This window comes from Pseudarthrobacter polychromogenes (assembly GCF_014644495.1).
In the GTDB taxonomy this organism is placed as follows: Bacteria; Actinomycetota; Actinomycetes; order Actinomycetales; family Micrococcaceae; genus Arthrobacter; species Arthrobacter polychromogenes.
In genome coordinates this window covers 134,611-154,144 of record NZ_BMKU01000011.1, presented here as the reverse complement: position 1 = coordinate 154,144, position 19,534 = coordinate 134,611, and the positions used below count along the sequence as shown (strand labels likewise).

The 19,534-nt window shown below is 67.4% G+C and carries 19 protein-coding genes; 5 read left to right on the top strand and 14 right to left on the bottom strand.

Annotated features, from left to right (window positions below; translation table 11 throughout):
* Positions 1-128: 128 nt before the first annotated feature.
* Positions 129-2,240, bottom strand: a complete 2,112-nt coding sequence (gene paaZ / locus IEX43_RS16375; RefSeq protein ID WP_188812673.1) for a phenylacetic acid degradation bifunctional protein PaaZ — start codon at positions 2,238-2,240, stop codon at positions 129-131.
* Between the two features lie 145 nt (positions 2,241-2,385).
* Between paaZ and IEX43_RS16370 the strand changes: the two genes are divergently transcribed.
* Positions 2,386-2,829, top strand: a complete 444-nt coding sequence (locus IEX43_RS16370) for a PaaI family thioesterase (RefSeq protein ID WP_229666504.1) — start codon at positions 2,386-2,388, stop codon at positions 2,827-2,829.
* A gap of 25 nt (positions 2,830-2,854) precedes the next feature.
* On the opposite strand, the gene IEX43_RS16365 is transcribed toward IEX43_RS16370, so the two are convergent.
* The gene (locus tag IEX43_RS16365) at positions 2,855-4,912 is read right to left on the bottom strand and encodes a S1 family peptidase (protein ID WP_188812671.1); all 2,058 of its coding nucleotides are present in this window, start codon (positions 4,910-4,912) and stop codon (positions 2,855-2,857) included.
* Positions 4,909-5,628 carry a tyrosine-protein phosphatase gene (locus IEX43_RS16360; RefSeq protein WP_229666503.1) on the bottom strand — a complete coding sequence of 240 codons (720 nt, stop codon included), beginning with the start codon at positions 5,626-5,628 and terminating at the stop codon, positions 4,909-4,911. Before IEX43_RS16360 ends, IEX43_RS16365 begins: the two co-directional genes overlap by 4 nt.
* A gap of 98 nt (positions 5,629-5,726) precedes the next feature.
* Here IEX43_RS16360 and IEX43_RS16355 point away from each other — a divergent pair, with 98 nt between their 5' ends.
* Positions 5,727-6,557: an SGNH/GDSL hydrolase family protein gene (locus tag IEX43_RS16355; protein WP_188812669.1), complete on the top strand. Its 831-nt coding sequence runs from the start codon at positions 5,727-5,729 to the stop codon at positions 6,555-6,557.
* A gap of 10 nt (positions 6,558-6,567) precedes the next feature.
* Here the strand turns inward: IEX43_RS16355 and IEX43_RS16350 are convergent, their stop codons facing one another.
* Positions 6,568-7,176 (bottom strand): GNAT family N-acetyltransferase, encoded by a 609-nt coding sequence (locus IEX43_RS16350; protein ID WP_188812667.1) that lies wholly within the window; start codon positions 7,174-7,176, stop codon positions 6,568-6,570.
* 75 nt (positions 7,177-7,251) lie between these two features.
* On the opposite strand from IEX43_RS16350, the gene IEX43_RS16345 reads away from it, so the two are divergent.
* A complete protein-coding gene (locus IEX43_RS16345) occupies positions 7,252-7,485 on the top strand; it encodes a DUF6480 family protein (RefSeq protein ID WP_174177928.1) in 234 nt (77 codons plus the stop codon).
* A gap of 9 nt (positions 7,486-7,494) precedes the next feature.
* On the opposite strand, the gene IEX43_RS16340 is transcribed toward IEX43_RS16345, so the two are convergent.
* The 5 genes from IEX43_RS16340 to IEX43_RS16320 all read right to left on the bottom strand — a co-directional run bounded on the left by IEX43_RS16340 (position 7,495) and on the right by IEX43_RS16320 (position 11,727).
* Positions 7,495-8,379 (bottom strand): 3-hydroxyacyl-CoA dehydrogenase family protein, encoded by an 885-nt coding sequence (locus IEX43_RS16340; protein WP_188812665.1) that lies wholly within the window; start codon positions 8,377-8,379, stop codon positions 7,495-7,497.
* Positions 8,376-9,224: an enoyl-CoA hydratase/isomerase family protein gene (locus IEX43_RS16335; RefSeq protein WP_188812663.1), complete on the bottom strand. Its 849-nt coding sequence runs from the start codon at positions 9,222-9,224 to the stop codon at positions 8,376-8,378. The genes IEX43_RS16340 and IEX43_RS16335 overlap by 4 nt, the downstream gene beginning before the upstream one ends.
* Positions 9,224-10,450 (bottom strand): thiolase family protein, encoded by a 1,227-nt coding sequence (locus tag IEX43_RS16330; protein ID WP_188812661.1) that lies wholly within the window; start codon positions 10,448-10,450, stop codon positions 9,224-9,226. The genes IEX43_RS16335 and IEX43_RS16330 overlap by 1 nt, the downstream gene beginning before the upstream one ends.
* A gap of 141 nt (positions 10,451-10,591) precedes the next feature.
* Positions 10,592-11,269: a pentapeptide repeat-containing protein gene (locus IEX43_RS16325; RefSeq protein WP_188812659.1), complete on the bottom strand. Its 678-nt coding sequence runs from the start codon at positions 11,267-11,269 to the stop codon at positions 10,592-10,594.
* On the bottom strand, positions 11,269-11,727 hold the full coding sequence (locus tag IEX43_RS16320; RefSeq protein WP_188812657.1) for an SRPBCC family protein: 459 nt from the start codon (positions 11,725-11,727) through the stop codon (positions 11,269-11,271). Before IEX43_RS16320 ends, IEX43_RS16325 begins: the two co-directional genes overlap by 1 nt.
* 129 nt (positions 11,728-11,856) lie before the next feature.
* Here IEX43_RS16320 and IEX43_RS16315 point away from each other — a divergent pair, with 129 nt between their 5' ends.
* On the top strand, positions 11,857-12,033 hold the full coding sequence (locus tag IEX43_RS16315; protein WP_066280975.1) for a CsbD family protein: 177 nt from the start codon (positions 11,857-11,859) through the stop codon (positions 12,031-12,033).
* 184 nt (positions 12,034-12,217) lie between these two features.
* Here IEX43_RS16315 and IEX43_RS16310 read toward each other — a convergent pair whose 3' ends face one another.
* Complete coding sequence (locus IEX43_RS16310) at positions 12,218-13,288, bottom strand: DNA polymerase IV (RefSeq protein WP_446686675.1); 1,071 nt, start codon at positions 13,286-13,288, stop codon at positions 12,218-12,220.
* Positions 13,289-13,476: 188 nt separating this feature from the next.
* Here IEX43_RS16310 and IEX43_RS16305 point away from each other — a divergent pair, with 188 nt between their 5' ends.
* On the top strand, positions 13,477-14,412 hold the full coding sequence (locus IEX43_RS16305; RefSeq protein WP_188812655.1) for a type IV toxin-antitoxin system AbiEi family antitoxin domain-containing protein: 936 nt from the start codon (positions 13,477-13,479) through the stop codon (positions 14,410-14,412).
* A gap of 213 nt (positions 14,413-14,625) precedes the next feature.
* On the opposite strand, the gene IEX43_RS16300 is transcribed toward IEX43_RS16305, so the two are convergent.
* The 4 genes from IEX43_RS16300 to IEX43_RS16285 all read right to left on the bottom strand — a co-directional run bounded on the left by IEX43_RS16300 (position 14,626) and on the right by IEX43_RS16285 (position 19,468).
* Positions 14,626-16,086, bottom strand: a complete 1,461-nt coding sequence (locus tag IEX43_RS16300; RefSeq protein WP_188812653.1) for an amino acid permease — start codon at positions 16,084-16,086, stop codon at positions 14,626-14,628.
* A gap of 174 nt (positions 16,087-16,260) precedes the next feature.
* Positions 16,261-16,596 (bottom strand): Rieske (2Fe-2S) protein, encoded by a 336-nt coding sequence (locus tag IEX43_RS16295; RefSeq protein WP_104184636.1) that lies wholly within the window; start codon positions 16,594-16,596, stop codon positions 16,261-16,263.
* Positions 16,593-19,121, bottom strand: coding sequence for a nitrite reductase large subunit NirB (nirB, locus tag IEX43_RS16290; protein WP_188812650.1), 2,529 nt, complete (start codon positions 19,119-19,121; stop codon positions 16,593-16,595). The genes IEX43_RS16295 and nirB overlap by 4 nt, the downstream gene beginning before the upstream one ends.
* Positions 19,121-19,468: a molybdopterin oxidoreductase gene (locus IEX43_RS16285; protein ID WP_188812648.1), complete on the bottom strand. Its 348-nt coding sequence runs from the start codon at positions 19,466-19,468 to the stop codon at positions 19,121-19,123. The genes nirB and IEX43_RS16285 overlap by 1 nt, the downstream gene beginning before the upstream one ends.
* Between the last annotated feature and the right edge of the window lie 66 nt (positions 19,469-19,534).

Genomic DNA, 19,534 nt, shown 5'->3' with positions numbered 1-19,534 from the left:
GCCCGGGACCGGCAGGCCAGCACACCCTCATCCTGCAACAGGAAACGGGCTACGAAAAAGGTAACGAGGGTCACACAAAAACGGGCGGTAAGTGAGAGAGGGTGCCCAGGTGCGTCTTGGGTGCGGGGCTACTTGGCTACGAGGGTGAGGACGTCGTAGGTGGCCACGATCTCGTCGTTCTGGTTGGTGAGCACCGCGTCCCAGGCCACCTCGCCGTACTCGTCGGTTTCGCGCGGGGTGATCTTCTTGGCGGTGAGCGTCACCCGGATGGAGTCGCCCGCCGCCACGGGAGTGATGAACCGCAGGTTTTCCAGCCCGTAGTTGGCCAACACCGGCCCCGGAGCCGGCTCCACGAACAGCCCGGCACCCCAGGCCAGCAGGAGGTAGCCGTGCGCCACGATGCCGGGGAAGAACGGGTTGGCTTCCGCCGCCTCATGGTTGGTGTGGGCGTAGAAGGTGTCGCCAGTGGAGTTGGCAAAGGCGGTGATGTCCTCCAAGGTGACCTGCCGCAGGTCGGAGCGGACGGCGTCGCCAATCCTCAGGGTCTCCAGCGACTTCCGGAACGGGTGCGTCCCTTCACTCTCGACGGTGAAGTTGCGGTCCGCGCCCGCGTGCCACACACCCGTGACGGCGGTGAGCATGTTCGGTGAACCCTGGATGGCAGTGCGCTGCATGTGGTGCATCACCGAACGGATACCGCCCAGTTCCTCACCGCCGCCGGCGCGGCCGGGCCCGCCGTGGACCAGGTGCGGTACGGGCGAGCCGTGGCCCGTCGACGAACGGGCGTCCTCGCGGTTGAGCATCAGCACGCGGCCGTGGTGCGCGGCGATGCCGGTCACCAGTTCGCGGGCCACAGCGGGATCGTTGGTGCACACCGAGGCCACCAGGGAGCCGCCGCCGCGGGCGGCGAGGCGCACGGCGTCGGCAACGTCCTTGTACCCGATCACCGAGGACACGGGACCGAACGCCTCCAGGGAATGGACTTCCTCCGCTTCGGGGTCCTGCCAGTTCAGCAGGACGGGCGCCATGAACGCGCCGCCGTCCACCACGCCCGTGGATCCGTCCGCTGACGTGACCGACGGCGAATCGAGCGTCCCATAGGCCAGCTCACCGCCGTTGTCCAGCATCGTCTGGACGGCGGCGCGCACGTCCTTGAGCTGTTCCACCGAGGCGAGCGCGCCCATGGTGACGCCGTCCGCGCGCGGGTCGCCGAGCACCACACGCTCCTGGATGCGCTTGCCGATGGCGGCAGAGACAGCCGGAACCATCTCCTGCGGCACGATGGCGCGGCGGATTGCGGTGCATTTCTGGCCCGCCTTCGCCGTCATCTCCGTGACCACGGACTTCACGAACGCGTCGAATTCCGGGGTTCCCTCCACGGCATCCGGTCCGAGGATGGCGGCGTTGAGGGAGTCGGTCTCGGACGTGAACCGGACCCCGCCCTGCACCACGTTGGGGTGCGACTTCAGGGACAGGGCCGTGGATGCGGAGCCGGTGAAGGCCACCAGATCGCGGTAGTCCAGGACATCCAACAGGCCGCGGACGGAGCCGGAAATGAGCTGCAGCGAGCCCTTGGGAAGGATGTTCGATTCGACGATGGCCTTGACCACTGCCGCGGCCACGTACCCGGTGGGGGTGGCGGGCTTGACGATGGTGGGGACGCCGGCAAGGAAGGCCGGGGCGAACTTCTCCAGCATGCCCCAGACGGGGAAGTTGAAGGCGTTGATCTGCACGGCCACGCCGGGGATACGGGTGTAGATGTGTTCACCGGCGAAGGAGCCGTCCTTGGACAGCACCTCCATGGGTCCGTCCACCACCACCTGGGAGTTGGGCAGCTCGCGGCGGCCCTTGGACCCGAATGTGAAAAGGACACCAATGCCGCCGTCGATGTCGATCATCGAGTCCACCTTGGTGGCGCCGGTCTGGGCGGAGAAGGCGTAGAAGTGCTCGCGCCGGGCGTTGAGGTACTGCGCCAACTCCTTGAGCTTGAGGGCGCGCTGGTGGAAGGTGAACTGGCCGAGTTCCTCCTGGCCGGTGGTGCGGCCATAGTCAACGACGGCGGCCAGGTCCAGCCCCTCGGTGCTCACTTTGGCCAGGACCTCCCCCGTGCTCGCGTCCCGGACCGGCGTTGCGGAAGCTGCCGCTCCGGCGTCGGGCGTCCACCACGAATCCATGATGAAGCTGGGCACTGTCTCCACGGTGTCGACCGTGGCCTGGGGAGCTGTGGCTGTGGTGGTCATCGTTGACGGGTCCTTCCAACAAGGGGGCAGGCAAACAGGACGAGCCATTACTGACCGTCCGTTCGGTAATATATTCACCATACATGAAGTGCCGTGCTGCACACTAGAAGGCCAGGACGGTATTCGGCCACCACAAGGAGAATTTATGAGCGCCCCATCACCCATGGATGCTGCCGAGAGCAAGCCTTCGGCGCACGAGCTGTGGAAGATCACCCTCGGCGAACTGGACGAGAAGATGGGCGTCAGGATCGTTGAGGAGTCCGTCCAGCGCGTGGTGGCCACCATGCCTGTGGAGGGGAACCGGCAGTCATTCGGGCTGCTCCACGGCGGGGCGTCACTGGCCGTGGGTGAAGCGGTGGGTTCCTGGGCGGCCGTGATCCATGCGAGCACGCTGGGCAAGACGGCGGTGGGCGTGGACGTTTCGGCAACCCACCACCGCTCCGCGCGGGAGGGGCAGATCACCATCACGGCCACGCCCATCCACCTGGGCGGCACGCTCACCACCCACGAGGTGCTCATCACCAACGAGGCCGGCCAGCGGCTCTGCACCCTCCGCATCACCAACCTGCTGATGCGGCGCCACAAGTAGCCTGTTGGCCTGTCAGTTGGCGCCGTTATTCCGGCGTGCGCTGCCTCCGGCGGCGGACAAGTGCCATCAACAAGGTTCCGACGGCGATCGCCCCCGCGGCCGCGCCTGCTGCGGGAAGTGCGTTGGCACCCGTGTACGCCAGGCCGCCGCTGGCACGGTCCCGGGAGTAGGCGCCTGACGCGTCCGCGGGAGGGGTGGCGGCAGGCGCAGGTACGACGACGGCGTCCTGGCCAGCCGGGGAGGATTCCGTCGGCGACGGGGCCGGGTCAGCCGGGGCGGGCAACGGGCTGGCCGGGGGCTCTTCCGGCTCCGGCTGCACCGGCGGGGCCGGTTCTTCCGGGGCAGCGGCGGCGAACTCGAAGTCCGCAGCACCGGAGACACTGAACCCGTTGACCGTTTCCGCGGCAAACCGGAGTGTTTCCTTGCCCTCCGGCGCCGGGAAGCTCCAGGTTCCGTCTGCGTTGACGGGTACCTCTATGGTGTCCTGCTCACGGAGGGTGATCCGGACTTTTGAGTCGGCAGCCACGGCAGAGGCAGGGGCCGCAGCGACGGTGCCGCTGATGACCTGCCCCGGTTCATAGGTGGTGCCGGGCGCGGGAGAGGACACCGAAGGCGTGTTCAGGAAGAGTTCCAGCTGGTAGCCGGGCAGCACGGCCAGGCTGTCCGCCAGGGTGGCCCCGACGGCGAAATTCTCCACCACGTTGCCCTGCTCATCAGGCGTGTCTCCGGCGGCATGGGTGCCCACGGCATAGTTGCCGCTGACATACGGGCCGCCGGAATCACCGCCGCTGGACTGGACGCCGTAGGACAGGAAGCCGTTAAACGCCCGCAGGTCGTTGGGGTCCGCGGCGTAGCCGGGCCCGGGCACCACAAAGATCCCCACCGCATCCACCGTGCCGCAGGACCAGGCCGAAGTCCGCCCCGAACGGCACACTGGCATCCCTGCCACGGGCTCGGCTGTGCCGATGATCTTGACGTCGGGTTCCGGCTGGGACGCGTCGCCCCAAGTGCTCGCTGCCGGCAGCGGGTCCAGGTCCGCACGGAGGGATTCGACCACCGCGATATCGGTTCCCACGTTGCCCGGGTCGTCCGGCTGCAGCGGGTCATCCACGCTCCCGGGGCGCAGGACCGGGCTGTTGCCAGGGCCGCCGAACTGGCTGAAACCGAACCTCCCGAGCAGCCCGGTCCGGTTGAACTGGAATTCCAGCTCCGCCGTTTCCGCCGCCCCGTCCGAGGCACAGTGGCCGGCCGTGAGGACGGCCGGCAGGCCTGCCGGGTCAAACGCCGAAAAGCCCGTGGAACAGATCCAGCCGGTGTCGGCGATGTAGCCCACTCCCCCGGGAACCTCGGCTTCCGGCGCAAGCGGCGTGCCGTCGTCGAGCTCCACGTTGGCAAACCGGGCAACAAACTCCGCCGGCGATTTCCTGCCGGCGTCCGCCGCTTTGGAGCTTCCGGGCCCGGCAGCCGGGGCACCGGTACCGTCCGGGGCCGCTTCCGGCGCGTTGACGCCACCGGTCCGGATGACGAACTTTCCTCCGGAGGTGACCACCGCCTGCATTCCCTGCAGCCCCACCTCGGCCACGTACGCCTGGAACAGCTGCTCCGTGCTCAGCGCCAGCTCGGAGCCGGGGTTCGGCGCGGCGGGGTTCGGTGAAACAGAATCCGGCAAAGCAGGCACCGAGCCGTCGGCCGTCGGCGCCTCCAGAACAAGGCCCGGGATGCCGGGAGCGAGCGCCGCAACCGCGCCCTGGAGTTCGGCACCTGTTCCGGACACCACGATCTGCCCCTCCTGGAGCCGGGTGCCCGCATAACCGGGGACGGCCCGGAGCTGCCCGGGCGCGGCTGCGGCCCGGGTACCGAGTTCCCCGGCGGCGGCGAACTGTTCCGGGGTGAGGCCGAGGTCCCGCTGCACGGCATCGGCAAGGGCGGCGTCCGGCAGGGAGGAAGAGCCCGGGCCACCGGTAACAGCCCCCTCCGAAGGAGGAACCACAGCCCAGCCCGGCGCAGCCACAACAGCGGAGGATGCGAGGACGCCCGCCGCCGCGCCGAGGGAAAGGAAACGGCGGACGCTGCGCCCCCTCATCGGGACACCCCCGCTCCGCATAAGGCCCGGACGGCGTCAAGCTCCGCGGCGCTGAGTCCGTTGTCCAGCAGGAACGCGCGGGTATCGAGGCTGCGCACGAATTGCGCCACGGCCTCTCCGCGCGCCTCAAGCAGCGGGGCCAGTTCCGCCTCGCTGAGGTAGCGTTCGCGCGCATGAGGCGGGCCGTGGGTGCGGTAGCGCTCGTTGATGCCGCGGGCCGCGCGCCGGTAGCCGTCGGCGATGTCCTGCCCGGAGTCCCCGGCAAGGTCCTGGACCATGGCCGCCACCATGCCGCTGCGGTCCCGGCCGGCCGCGCAGTGCAGCACCACGGCGCCGCGGGCCGAAGCTGCCGCAAGCTCGCGGAAGACGCCCACCAGCTTGTCCGGGAACAGCCGCGCGTTCTCCGGGTAGTGGGCCGGATCGTTGAGGTAGGGGCCGGTCACGGCGGTAAAGCGCGGATCGCCCGGCTTCTCCGTGGGCGCGGAAACCACCACCATCCCGGACCAGGCTGCCCCGCCCACCACGGGATCGGTGTCCCGGCGCTGCGCCTCCGCCTCGTTGCGGAGGTCAATCACCGTGCGGATGCCGTCGTCGTACGCCTGCCGCCAGCCCGATTCGGTGAGCCACTCGCGCCTGCCCATGCGGTAGACGCCGCCGGCCACATGCCAGGCGTTGACAGCACCGTCCCAGTCCATGGGCCTGCCCGGTTTCTTCATCCGCACAGCTAATCACACCGGCCACAGGAGGTGCACGTCACAGCCAGGTAGTACGGTGGCTCGTACTTGCCTTCTTCCACCCGTTCAAGGAGAGCCACTTGGGAAATATCACCGTACGACGCCGTCGCTCGGCTTTTGCAGCAGGCCTCGCCACCCTCGCCATGGCGGCAGGGCTGGCCACCGTGCCTGCACAGGCTGCGGACAAGACCAAGTACATTGCGCTGGGAGACTCCTTCGCCGCCGGGCAGGGAGCCGGGCCGTACCTTGACGACTGCTATCGCAGTGACAACACGTATTCAGAGCTCGCCGACGGGTCCAAGGCGATCAAACTGATGGTCAACGAGGCGTGCAGCGGGAACACAACCCGGGATGTGGTGGACTCCCAACTTGGGCGGCTGAACAAGAGCACCGAACTGGTGACCATCACCGCCGGCGGCAACAACCTCGGCTTCGGCGCCATCATCACCTATTGCGGCGTGGCCTTGGCAGGTGTCACCCCGGGCCAGGAGTGTGGCGCGGCCACCGCCTATGCCTCCGCCCAGCTCGGGAGCGGGCAGCTGTACCGCGACGTGGTTTCGATGATCGAGAGCGTGCAGGCAGCCGCGCCCAACGCCAGGATCGTGGTCACCGGATACCCCTACCTCCTCGACCCCATCCCGGCTGGGCAGACAAGTGCCGCGGCGCTGTTCATCTACCAGGCCACCCAGTTGGCTGACGCCCTGAACGGGGCCATCGCCGCTGCCGCGGGCAGCACCGGCGCGACCTACGTTGACGTGCGGTCCGCGTTCCTCGGCCATGGCGCTCTGTCCCCGGATCCGTGGATCAACCTCGGCGGCCCGGGAAACCCGGATAGCTTCCACCCGAACGCCGAGGGCTATGACGCGTATTACAAGGCCCTGAACGCCGCCGGCGCCTACTCCGCCGGCTAGCAGGGCTGGTCTAGCGGCGCTTTGCCAGCCGGTACTCCAGGCCCGCCCGGACCATGGGCCACTCGTGCTCCAGAATGGAGAACACCACGGTGTCCCTGAGGAGCCCGTCCCGGGTCCTGGAGTGGTTGCGCAGCACGCCGTCCTGTTTGGCGCCCAGCCGGGCGATGGCCTCGCGCGACTGGTGGTTCAGCCAGTGCGTCCGGAACTCCACGGCCGGGCAGCCCAGCGTCTCGAACGCGTGCCGCAGCAGCAGGAGCTTGGAATCGGGGTTGGTCCCGGTTCCCTGGACGGACGCGGCGTTCCAGGTGGAGCCGATCTCCACCCGGGGCGTGCCGGCGTCGATGTTCATGTAGGTGGTCATGCCGATGATCCGGCCGGGCGCGCCGGTGCCGGGGTCGATCAGCCGGGTGGTGAACGGCAGCATGGATCCCTGCTCCTGCAGGTCCAGGCGGCGCCCGATCTCAGCGGCCATTTCCTTGGGGGCCGGCACCGAGGTGTACCAAAGCCGCCACAGCTCGCCGTCCCGTACCGCCTCCACCAGGCCGTCGTGGTGCTCACTGGACAACGGTTCCAGGGTTACATACCTGCCCGTGAGGGTAAGGGGTTCTAGGAAAGTCACGGCACCAGCCTAGGTGCAACCACCAGGGGCGGTTACGCTGGGGACAGCATCAGGACGGCGAGCGAGGGAGTTTACGTGTCAGGAACCAATCCGGACCCGGAGGATGACAAGATCACAGGCCTGGAGCCCGGCGGCGGGGTGCCGCCCGGCGAAACGCCTCCCGGTGAAGGGTCGGTGGCAGGCACCCAGGAGCCCCGGCAGAAGGGCTCAGGGAAAGGCCAGCAGATCTTCTGGATGGGCGCCATCGGGGCCGGCGTCCTGCTGTTCCTGCTCTACTTCATCGGCTACATCGTCGGTTTCTTCGACTGACCTGCGTTCCTAGCCGGGCCAGTCGAAAAAGCCCTTGCCGGTTTTCCGTCCCAGTTCGCCCCGGGCCACCTTGTCCTTGAGAATCTGGGGCGGGGCGAACCGCTCGCCCAGGGTGGAGTGCAGGTATTCGGCGATGCCGAGCCGTACGTCCAGCCCCACGATGTCCGTGGTCCTCAGCGGCCCGGTGGGGTGCTTGTAGCCCAGGACCATGGCGTTGTCTATATCCTCGGCGGACGCGACGCCTTCCTCCACCATGCGCATCGCCTCCAGGGCGATAGCCACGCCCAGCCTGGAGGACGCGAACCCCGGGGCGTCATTAACCACGACGGCGGTCTTGCCGAGTGCCTCCACCCACCCCTTCGCGGCGGCAGCGAGCTGGGGAGACGTGCGCTCCCCCAGCACCACCTCGATGAGCGTGGATGCCGGAACAGGATTGAAGAAGTGCAGGCCCAGGAAGTTTTCGGGCCGCTTCAGTTCACCGGCGAGGCCGTTCACGGACAGCGATGACGTGTTCGAGGCCAGGTAGGCATCACCGGCAAGCCGCTCCTCGATGCCGCGCAGTGACGTGACTTTCAGGTCCCAGTCCTCCGGCACCGCTTCCACCACCAGCTGGCGGTCAGCGAAGTCGTCGTAATCCACCGTGACTGACAGCCTGGACACCATCTCGTCCAGGTTGGTGTCCGTCATGCCGCGCTCAATACTCTTTGCCGCGGCCGATTCCACGCGCTCACGGGCAGCTTCCGCAGACTGGTCGTCGCGCTCAACCACCAGCACGTCCGCGCCCTTGACCAGGAAGGCGTGGGCGATTCCGGCACCCATGCGGCCGCCGCCCAGGACGCCCACGAAGTGGGGAAGATCAGCGGGCAGGCCGGGGGAAGGTTCGGGTGTGCTCATCGGTTCTGCTCTCCGCTCTCGGCGCCTGCCGTGGTTCCGGCGGTGGCAGCACTGCCGCCGTCGTTCTTGCCGGTTTTCTTGTCGTTTTTCCTATCCAGGAACTGCTGCATCCGGTCGAATTTGGCCTCGGATTCAAACAGGATCCCTTGTGCCAGCTGGTCAATGATGGGATGCGCTTCCGCAGGGGCGTGGAACACGGACTTGGTGATCCGGACTGCCAGCGGATCCTGCCGGGTGATCCTGTCCGCCAGGCTGTGCGCCGCGTCCATGAGTTCCGGTGCGTCGTGGATTTCGGTGATGAGGTTGACAGCCAGTGCTTCTTCGGCGGTGAGGACCTTTCCCGCCAGGAGGACCTGCTTGGCTACGGGCTCCCCCACCAGTTCCTTCAGCCGCCAGCTGGCACCGGCGGCAGCCAGAATTCCCAGCCCTGTTTCGGGGTTGCCAATGCGGACGCTGGATGTCCCGATCCGGAAATCCGCCGCGTAGGCGAGCTCCGCGCCCCCGCCCAGGCAGTACCCGTCCAGCGCGGCAATGACCGGCATGGGCAGCTTGGCGATGCGGACAAAGATGGTGGAATTGATTCCCTGCAGGGCGTCGTCCCGGCGCCGTTCGCGGAGCTGCGCAATATCGGCGCCGGAGGCGAACACGCCATCCACGCCCGCGATGATCAGCACTTTGGGGTCCTGCTCCAGCGCGGCGCAGACCACGTGCAGCTCGTCCACCATCTGCTGGTCGATCGCGTTGCGCACCTCGGGCCGGTTCAGCAGCACCACCACCCGGTCGGTGCGTTCCTCCACGAGGAGCGTGTGGAACTTCTCGGCGGCCAGGTCCACGGGGCCCGCCATCAGACTTTCTCCAGCAGCATGGCCGTACCCTGGCCCACGCCGATGCACATGGTGGCGAGGCCCCTCCTGGCGTCCTCGCGCTCCATCCGGCCCAAGAGGGTGATCGCGATCCGCGCCCCGCTGGAACCCAGCGGGTGCCCCAGGGAGATCGCGCCGCCGTCGTTGTTCACGATGTCCGGATCCAGGCCAAGGCGCCGGATGCTGGCGAGGGATTGCGTGGCAAAGGCTTCGTTTAGTTCGACGGCGTCCAGGTCACCTGCGCTGAGGCCGCTCCGCTTGAGCACCTTCTGGGTGGCGGGGACCGGGCCGATGCCCATGATCTCCGGCTCGCAGCCGGCAGAGGCGCCGTCAATGATGCGTGCCCGGGGCGTCAACCCGAGCCTTTCGATGGCCGCTTCGGAGGCCACGATGATGGCGGATGCCCCGTCGTTCAGGGTGGAGGAGTTGCCTGCGGTGACCACGGAACCTCCGTGCGTCACGGGCTTCAGTTTGGCGAGGACCTCCATGGTGGTGCCTTCGCGGGGGCCTTCATCCGTGTCCACCACGGTCTCGGATTTGCGGGTCCTGACGGTCACCGGGACGATCTCGTCCTTGAACCGCCCGGCGGCGATGGCGTCCAGGGCGCGCTGGTGGGACCGGACGGCAAAGGCGTCGGCGTCCTCCCGGGAGATGTTGTCCACGCGGGCCACTTCCTCTGCGGTCTCCGGCATGGAGTAGGTCATTTTGCCGTCGCGGGAAAGCTCGCCCTTCTGGAACAGCGGGTTGGCGAACCGCCAGCCGATGGACGTGTCAAAGATGGCGCCCGGCTTTGCGAATGCCGTTGCGGGCTTTTCCTGCACCCAGGGCGCCCGGCTCATGGATTCCACGCCGCCGGCTATCACGATGTCCGCTGCACCCGACTTGATCATGTGGCTGGCCATGATGATGGCGCTCAGCCCTGACGAGCACAGCCTGTTGACGGTGATTCCGGGGATGTGGAGGGGCAGTCCGGCCAGGAGGGTGGCCATCCGGGCCACGTTGCGGTTTTCCTCGCCGGCCCCGTTGGCGTTGCCCAGGATGACCTCGTCGATACTGTCCGGGTCCAGACCCGCCCGGCTGACCGCCTCCCTGAGCACCAGGGCGGCCAGGTCATCGGGACGGACGGAGGAGAGGCTCCCGCCGTATCTGCCCACCGGAGTTCGTACCCCGCCAACAAGGAAAGCCTGCGGACCTGCGGTTGCAGCCATGGAAACACCCTTCACGCGATAAACAGCACTGTCATCAGCGGCCGGCAGATCCCCACTTACCGACCGTTCGTTCTGTAAATAGTACACGGGAGGGTGTGCCGTGGATACGGGAACCCCTCAGCGCACCGACATTCCGGAGGCTCAGAGGACAGTGAGCCCCAGATGCGCTGCCAGCAGGGGCGCCAGGAGGCCAAGCTGGGAGTCGTCAATGACCACGCCGCCAAGGCTGCCGAGTCCGCTGATCCCCCTGAGCTCCGTCCCGCGCAGGTCAAAGTCCTTGAGCCTGGCCCCGCTGAGGTCCAGGGAGCCGATGATGCAGTCCTTCAGGGCCACCCGCGTTCCGGTGGCCGAGCCAAGGTCCAGTTCGTTGATGATGCAGCCGCTGATCACGACGTCGGTGAGCTTGGCGCCACGGAGGTTGAGGAAATCGAGTTTGCCGCCGTCAATGCTGACCGACTGCCAGCCGCTCTCGTACAGTTCGGCAGAACCAAGGCGCGCATTCCGGATCTCAACCTCCCGCCAGGTGGAACGGGCCGCCAGAAGGACCGGCGCGTACAGCTCCTCCAGGATGCAGTCGCGGAAGGTGGAACCGCGCAACTGCGCTTCATTGAACGCCGCGCCCCGGAACTCACAATCGATGAAATCCGCACCACCCAGGTCCATCCCCTCGGCAGCCACGCGGCTGTACCGCGCGCCGTCGTACCGCCCTCCGCGCTGGAAGTCCGGCTCGGCGACGTCGGTCAGGTTTTCGAGCCGGACGGGGGTCAGGCGCGGTGCCGCGACACCGGGAGGTGCTGCCCGCGGGGTGCGCGCGGCCATTAGATGGATTCCGCCTTGGCCGTTATGTCTGCCAGGTCCTTGCGGAGCGCTTTCCGGGTGGCCGCCATGGCCACCTTGCCGAAGACCGCCATCATGATGCGGGTTGCGGCGGTCGGCTTGTGCATCTTTCCCCCGAACGTCACACTGAGGTCCGTCCCGCCGTCGCGCGGTGCGAGAGTGAACAGCGTGCTGTAGTCGGCGCCGCCCTGGACGGCTCTCACGGTGGTGCTGCGCGGCGGCTCAGCCTCCGCCACCCACATCTCCACCGTCTCGGATTTGCCCATCATCTTCCGGGTCTCCTTCCAGCGCGTTCCCTCGCCATACGGGCCGTCCGTCAACAGCTGGACGGACTCCACCCCGCTCAGCGTGGTGGCCGAGCCGGGAATGTCCGTAATGACGGTCCAGACTTTTTCCGGCGACGCGTGGATGTGCTGGCTGAGGCTGATGCTGTGGTCCATGGGTTCGAGCCTAGCCGCGGACCCCCGCAATCGACAGAACCCCGGCGTCCCTGGGGACTTGAATTAGTAAGCATGCTTCGTGTTAGTGTGAAAACGTTCGATCACCGGAAACGAAAGGAGGCCACCATCATGGGCCTCGGAGACAAGATCAGCAACGCAGCGGAAGACATGGGCGGCAAGGCCAAGGAAGCGGCCGGCAACGCCACGAACAATGACCGGCTGAAGGCCGAAGGCCAGGCGGACCAGGTCAAGGCCGACGCCAAGAAGGTCGGCGAGAGCGTCAAGGACGAGTTCAAGCGCGACTAGTTTTTCCTGCGCCTGTCCGGCTGGGCAGGACAGCCTGACGCAGGACGGAACGGCGGCGGATCCCACGGGATCCGCCGCCGTTCTGCATGTCCGCGGGTATCCCCACCAACACCTTCATCGATTGCTCCAATACTGCCGTTTTGGGGCGCCATAAAGGCAGATACGCAGCAATCGATGGAGCCCGTTACCAGCCGCTGCGGGTCGGGGTGTGCCCCTGCCGGGAATCCTCTGGCATCGTCATTTCGGCGCGCAGCCCGAGGAGCCGGATGGGCCGGCCCGGCTCGATCTTCGCCGCAAGGTCGAGGGCGCGCGCCAGCACTTCCGCGGGGTCCGATGTCTCCGGGATCTTCCGGGCGTACGTCTTGGTCAGGAACGGCGCGTAGCGGACCTTGAGCGTCAGCCCGACCACCGGCCGCCCTTCGGCGGCGACATCCTCCAGGACGTGGGCCGCCAGCTCCCTCACGGCACCATCGATCTGCCCGGACCCGGTCAGATCCTGCTGGAAGGTGGTTTCCCGGCTGTGCCCGCGCGCCACCCAGGGTGTGTCATCCACTGTCCGCGAGCCGTCGCCCCGCCCCAACTGCGCGTACCAGGGACCCATCTTCGGGCCGAACTCGGGGACCAGGTCATCGGGGTTGGCCGCTGCCAGCTCGGCAACCGTCCCGATGCCGAGTTTGCCCAAGCGGGCCGACACCTTCGTCCCCACGCCCCACAGCTCGATCGTCGGCCGGCTCCCCATGACCTCCAGCCAGTTGCCTTCCGTGAGCCGAAAAACCCCGGCCGGCTTGCCGAACGTCGTTGCCACCTTGGCGCGGACCAGGGTGTCGCCGATGCCTACGCTGCAGTGCAGCCGCGTCGCCTCCAGGACGGCGTGCTGCAAACGGCGGGCATAGGCCTCCGGATCTTCCGTCCGGACGCCAACAAAGGCCTCATCCCAGCCGAGCACCTGGACCGTGGCGCCGGGCTGTGAGCGCAGCACCGCCATGACCTTCTCGGAGGCCTCAAGGTAGGCCTCGTGATCCACGGGCAGGATCACGGCGTCGGGAACTTTCCGTGCTGCGATGCGCAGCGGCATTCCCGAGCCCACGCCGCAGGCCCTGGCTTCGTAGGACGCCGTGGACACCACTGCCCGCTCGGTGGGATCGCCTCGGCCGCCAACAATCACCGCCTTCCCCGCGAGCTCGGGCCGGCGGAGCACTTCGACGGCTGCGATGAACTGGTCAAGGTCCACATGCAGCACCCACGGTTCGTCCACACGCCCAAGTCTGCCCCCGCCGGACGTCCGGCACCACCGTTCCCGGCCCTCCGCCGTCGTAATCGCCGGAACGGTGCCCGCACACTGAACCGCTCCAGCGGCCGGGCAGCCTTCCGGCGTCTGCGGGGCTTTCCACATAACGACGCCGGCGCCTGGCCACCGCGTTTCCCTCACCGGAGGCTGGGTGGATGACACAACTACCCGCACTATTGCCGCAGCTGCCAGCCACTGGAAACCTCTGGCGCACTGACCAACTGCATGCCGGCGGGCTTAACTCGCGGGCCATTCGGCACTTGGTCAAAAGCGGCGGCCTGGTCCGCCTCAGGTACGGCTGCTACATTAGGGCCTCCCTGTGGGAGAAGCAGTCTCCCAGAGTCCGCAGCCTGCAGCTGATCCATGCGCACGCGCACGGGACGCTGACCACATCAACGGGAAACTTCGTTTACAGCCACACCTCAGCCGCCCGCCTGCACGGCCTCTTCCTGTGGAACACGGACGACCTGGTTCATGTCCTGCTCCGGGTGCGGCCCTCCAGCGAGCGCCTTGGGAATGATGTCCGCGGGCACACCCGGCCGTATGCGGATGCCGAAGCCATAACCCTCGGCCGGTTGAGGGTCACCTCGCTTGAGCGGACAGTGGTGGACTGCGCCCTGATGCTCGAGTACCGGCAGGCGCTGGTCCTGGTGGACCATGCGCTCAGGCTTGGCGCCGATCTCGAGGTCATGAACGCTGCGGCGGACAGCCTTGCGGGCCGCAACGGGGTGAGGAACCTTCGACGGGCGCTGGCCAACGCCGATATCCTCGCGGAATCTGCCGGGGAAACCCTCACGCGGGAGCTTTTGGTACGGCTGAAGCTGCCTCTGCCCGAGGCGCAGGTTGAGGTCCACAGCCGCGTGGGCCGGCATCGCCTTGACATCGCGTGGAGGGAGAAGAAGGTGGCCCTCGAATTCGACGGGAAGGTCAAGTATTTCGACTACGAACCAACCGGCGAAGTCCTCTACCAGGAGCGGCGCCGGGAGAAAGCACTCACTGAAGACGGATGGCTCTTCGTCCGCGTGGAATGGAAGGACCTGTTCCGGGAGCCCGAGTTCAAGAACCGGATCCTCGCAGCCCTCCGGCGCTGAGCCCGGTCCCCACGACGCGACGGCAGCCAAATCGCTGGAACGGCGCCCGGACGCCGGAGCGTTCGGGCGACCGTGCAGCGTTCCGGCGATCGCGGCGGCGGGGGCGGGGGCAGGGCGGGCGGCGGGGGCGGGGGCAGGAAGACCCGGGAAACGCCGACGGCGGGACTACCCTCCCAAGGGGCTTCCCGCCGTCGTTTCGTCATGCTCTGGGCGCTAGTTGTAGAGCGCGTGCTTCGGTTCGTTGGCCTTGACCTTCTGCCAGCCCAGCCACAGGAGCAGCGCGAAGAACGGGATGGTGGCCAGGGTCCACAGGCCCAGGTGGAACACCTCACCGGTCTTGCTGGTCATGGTGTCGAAGCCGATCAGTACCGTGATAACCAGCAGCGAGACCAGGCCGGCCCAGCTGGTCCACGGGGAGCCGGGCATCGGCAGGCTGGAGGTGACGCCCTTCTTGTGGCGCAGCGCGATCTGGCTGGCGAAAATGGCACCCCAGGTGAAGATCACGCCGATGGAGGCCGTGTTCAGGGCGAGGTCGAAGGCGTGCGAGCCGCCCAGCCAGATGTTCAGCAGGATGCCCACCAGGTAGAACGCCGCGATGGCCAGGATGGCCGCGTACGGAACGTGGCGGCGGGACATCCGGGTGAGCCACTGCGGGGCGTGGCCGTTGTTGGCCATGGTGCGGAAGACGCGGCCGATCGAGTACAGGCCCGAGTTGCAGGATGACAGCGCCGCGGTGATCACGATCATGTTCATCACGTCGCCCACCCACGCGAGGCCCATCTGGCCGAACACAGTAACGAACGGCGAGGTGCCGGCAACGTACTGGTCGGACGGCAGCAGCATGGCGAGCAGGGTCACGGAACCGACGTAGAACACCACGATGCGCAGGACGACGGCGCGGATCGCCTTGGGGACTTCGCGCTGCGGGTTCTGCATCTCGCCGGCTGTGATGCCCACCAGTTCGATGCCGTTGTAGGCGAAGATCACGGCGTTGAGCACCAGCACCATCACCAGGGCACCCTTGGGGAACATGCCGCCCTCGGCCGCGAACAGGTTGGCCACCGAGGCGTTGCCGTCGCCCACCTGGGCGTTGGTGACCACCATGAACGTGCCCACCACCAGGAACGTCAGGATGGCGCCCACCTTAAGGCAGGAGGCCCAGAACTCGAACTCGCCGAACGCCTTGACGCTCAGCAGGTTGACGGCCACCAGCAGGGCCAGCGCGGCGATGGCGGAAGCTTCCACGGGAACATTGGGGAAGAAGAACTGGAAGTACAGTCCGATGGCGATCAGCTCGGCGATGCCGGTCATGCCCCAATTGATGAAGTACATCCAGCCGGACAGGAACGCGCCCTTCTTGCCGAACATTTCACCGGCGTAGCTCACGAACGAACCCGAGGTCTGGCGGTACATGATGAGCTCGCCGAGTGCCCGCATGAGCAGGTAGGCGATGACGCCGGCAATGGCGTAGGAGAAGATCAGGGCGGGGCCGGTGGAGGCCAGGCGTCCGCCGGCGCCCATGAAAAGGCCGACGCCGATGGCGCCGCCCATGGCGATCATGGTGACGTGGCGCCTGCCCAGCGTCTTGCTGTAACCCTCGGCGCTGAGGGTGGGGTCGACGGCGGCGGATGGTGCCGTGGGGTTCTGGAGATCTGTGGGGGTACTTTGAGGCACAACTGTTCCTTGTGGGTTGGGGGGTTGGCCGCATCCGGAACACGCATGATTCCGCCCACAAATTCGGATTAATGCCTTCTGGGCATCCGAATGTGAGCGGAATCTCTTGTGGCGCCGAAGCTTCGCGCGGCTCGTCTATCCTACAAGACCCACCGGGGTGCTACGTGACCCGCACTACACCCCACCCGTCTCCAACACAAGGTTCTGCTCACCGTCCACGCTCACGCGGTAGGCCTGCAGCGGTTCGGCGCCGGTGGTTGAGCAGCCGCTGGTGAGGTCGAACGCGTGCTGGTGCAGCGGGCAGATCACCTGCTGGCGGTCGATGGTGCCGTCCGCGATGGGACCGCCCCGGTGCGGGCAGACTGCCGCGAGCGCCCGCACGGTTCCGTCGCGCAGCCGGAAGACGGCCACCTGTTCGCCGTCCACCGCAAATGCCCTTCCTTCCCCCAACGGAACCTGGTCCACGGGGCCGAGGATGTGGGACGCTGCGGCCGCACCGGTGGCGCTCATCGGACCGGCACCTGCGGAAGGACCGTCAGCGGCAGGGACGTCCTGAACTGGCCGGGCGTCAGCGGATCCACGCGTTCGCTCCATGGATCCACGTAGCTGTCCACGGACGCCTGCATCGCGGCATCCAGCTGCGCCGCAATCCCCTCCGCGTCCTCGACAATCACCGCGCGGAGATGCTCGATGCCTACCCGGGGCACAAAGGCGTAGGTCCGTTCCAGCCAGTTGGCGTGTTCGCGGTAGTACTGCATGAAACGGCCGGTCAGGACCTTCACCTCTTCCGGGCTGTCAACGGTGGCCAGGAGGTCGCCCTTGCGGATGTGGGCGCCAGCCGCTCCCCCGACGTAGATTTCCCAGCGGCCGCCTTCCACAGCCACCACGCCCACGTCCTTCACCAGTGATTCCGCGCAGTTGCGGGGGCAGCCGGAGACTGCCAGCTTCAGCTTGGCCGGCGACTCGATGCCCTGGAACCGGGATTCGATCTCGACGCCCAGCTTGGTGGAGTCCCCCGTCCCGTAACGGCAGAAGTCCTTCCCAACACAGGTCTTCACGGTGCGGAAGCTCTTGCCGTAGGCGTACCCGGACGGCATGTCCAGATCGGCCCAGACCTGCGGCAGGTCCTCCTTGGGGATGCCCAGCAGGTCGATCCGCTGGCCGCCGGTGAGCTTGATCAGGGGCACGTTGTACTTCTCGGCCACGTCCGCGATCCGGCGCAGCTGCTGCACGGACGTGACGCCGCCCTTCATCTGGGGCACCACGGAGAACGTGCCGTCCCGCTGGATGTTGGCGTGCACGCGGTCGTTAATGAAGCGGGCATCGCGTTCGTCGACGTACTGGTCCGCGAGCATCATCTTGAGCAGGGACGCCAGGCCCATTTTGGACTTCGCGTCCTCGGCGCCGCCCGGGGCCAGCGCGTGGAACACGGCCGAAACGGACCGGAGCCCGCGTTTCCGGATCTCTGCCATCAATGCGGCTTTGTCCAGGGGGATGCCCGGTACGTAGTAGGTGGCGGCAGGATCCTCCTCCACGGCCCCGTCCGCCGCCCACTCCACTACCTGTTTCACCAGGAGCTTGCACGAGCCGCAGCCCTTCCCGGCCCGGGTGGCATCCATGGCCCCGGACACCGAGGCGCAGCCGCCCCTCACGGCTGCGGCCAGGTCCTTCTTGCTGACACCGTTGCAGTTGCAGACCTGGGCGTCATCATCCAGTTCCGCGACGCCCACGTCCTCCCCGGGCGTCCCGAGATCGAACATGAGGCCAAGCCGCTCCTCGGGCAGGGGGAGGCCGCGGTCGTAGGCCTGGGTCAGGAACGCCACCTTGCGGCTGTCGCCCAGGAGGGTGGCGCCCACCATCTTGTTGTCGCGGACCACGATGGACTTGAAGACCCCGCGGCTGGGTTCGGAGAAGACGATGTGCTCGTCGGTGTCGAGCTCCGGCCCCTGCAGGCCCATGGAGGCGACCTCGACTCCTGCCACCTTGAGCTTGGTGGCGGTCCGCGAACCCAGGTACGCGGCGCTGGTATCTGCGCCGGTCACGTGGTTTGCCAGCACCACCGCCTGCTCCCACAGCGGTGCCACCAGCCCGTACACCTCACCGCGGTGCTGGACGCACTCCCCCACGGCGTAGATGTGGTCCTCATCCTGCACGCGGAGCCGGTCATCCACCACGATGGCCCGCTCCACCGGCAGTCCGCTGAGGACCGCCAGGTCCACGTTGGGACGGATCCCGGCCGCCACCACCACCATGTCGCAGTCGATGTCCGGCCGGTCGCGGAGGCTGACGCCGGTCACCCTGTCCCTGCCCAGCACGGCTGTGGTCCGGCTGCCCGTCAGTACCCCGATGCCCAGGGCCTCAACGCTCCGGCGGAGCACCGCACCGCCGTCGGGCCCCATCTGCGCACTCATGAGGTGGCCGCCCGAGTGGACCACATCCACCCCCAGCCCGAAGCTGCGCAGCCCGGCGGCGGCCTCCAGCCCCAGCAGGCCCCCGCCGATCACCACGGCATGCCGGTGATGGTCATGCCGGGCGTGCTCGGCCATCTTGCGGGTGTCATCGATGGTGCGGAAGCCGAAGACACCCGGCTTCACCGAACCGCCGGGCGTGTAAAGGCCGTCCATCGGGGGCAGGTGCGGGCGGCTGCCCGTGGCGATGACCAGGGTGTCGTAGGGCGTCACCCTGCCGTCGCTGGAAAACACGTGTTTGGCGAACCGGTCGATCCTGTCCGCCCGGACCCCCGCGTGGAGTGTGATGCCGTTGTCCTCATACCAGGACAACGGGTTGAGGAAGATGTCCGCATCGCTTTCCTCCCCGGAGAGGACATGGCTGAGCATGATCCGGTTGTAGTTGCCGTAGGGTTCGTCCCCGAACATGGTGATGCTGAACTGCTCCGCACCGCCCCTGGCCAGGATCTCCTCCACGGCGCGGGCTCCTGCCATCCCGTTCCCGATGACCACCAGGCGCCGGCGGCTGTCCCGGCTGCGTGCCCGGCCGTCCGGCCGGGATTGGGCCCGTTCGGCCACGCTGGTCATCAGTGCTCCACCATGCCCAGGTCGATCACCACGGTGCCGTTGACGCCCTCGGGCGCGGCCAGGTGGAGCTCGATGGCCGAGCCGCCTTCGATGTCCTCCACAACGCGCAGCGGGACGTGGACGTCACCCTTGGCGCCGATGGGGAAATACCGCATGGGCACCCCGTTGCGCATCAGCACCACGGCGATCAGTTCGCCGCTGGAGTTGCCGCCGCGGAAGTACAGCGCCTGGTTGACGACGCCGTCCGGGACATAGTGCGAGAGCTCGCTGTGCAGGGGCACGGGTTTCTCCATCCCCACACCCTGGAAGTGGTAGATGCCCTGCATGAAAAGGTTCCTGGTGATCACGGGCAGATCCTTTCGGCCGGCGGAACGACGGGCATGGCCCTATCTTCCGCCGCCGATGTTTCCGCC

Coding starts and splice junctions, on each gene's coding strand:
- IEX43_RS16315 (WP_066280975.1), top strand. CDS start 11,857: ATGGGCCTCGGAGACAAGATCAGCAACGCAGCGGAAGACATGGGCGGC.
- paaZ (WP_188812673.1), bottom strand. CDS start 2,240: ATGACCACCACAGCCACAGCTCCCCAGGCCACGGTCGACACCGTGGAG.
- IEX43_RS16360 (WP_229666503.1), bottom strand. CDS start 5,628: ATGAAGAAACCGGGCAGGCCCATGGACTGGGACGGTGCTGTCAACGCC.
- IEX43_RS16295 (WP_104184636.1), bottom strand. CDS start 16,596: ATGAGCGCCACCGGTGCGGCCGCAGCGTCCCACATCCTCGGCCCCGTG.
- IEX43_RS16325 (WP_188812659.1), bottom strand. CDS start 11,269: ATGGCCGCGCGCACCCCGCGGGCAGCACCTCCCGGTGTCGCGGCACCG.
- IEX43_RS16370 (WP_229666504.1), top strand. CDS start 2,386: ATGAGCGCCCCATCACCCATGGATGCTGCCGAGAGCAAGCCTTCGGCG.
- IEX43_RS16335 (WP_188812663.1), bottom strand. CDS start 9,224: ATGGCGGGCCCCGTGGACCTGGCCGCCGAGAAGTTCCACACGCTCCTC.
- IEX43_RS16305 (WP_188812655.1), top strand. CDS start 13,477: ATGACACAACTACCCGCACTATTGCCGCAGCTGCCAGCCACTGGAAAC.
- nirB (WP_188812650.1), bottom strand. CDS start 19,121: ATGACCAGCGTGGCCGAACGGGCCCAATCCCGGCCGGACGGCCGGGCA.
- IEX43_RS16340 (WP_188812665.1), bottom strand. CDS start 8,379: ATGAGCACACCCGAACCTTCCCCCGGCCTGCCCGCTGATCTTCCCCAC.
- IEX43_RS16330 (WP_188812661.1), bottom strand. CDS start 10,450: ATGGCTGCAACCGCAGGTCCGCAGGCTTTCCTTGTTGGCGGGGTACGA.
- IEX43_RS16365 (WP_188812671.1), bottom strand. CDS start 4,912: ATGAGGGGGCGCAGCGTCCGCCGTTTCCTTTCCCTCGGCGCGGCGGCG.
- IEX43_RS16320 (WP_188812657.1), bottom strand. CDS start 11,727: ATGGACCACAGCATCAGCCTCAGCCAGCACATCCACGCGTCGCCGGAA.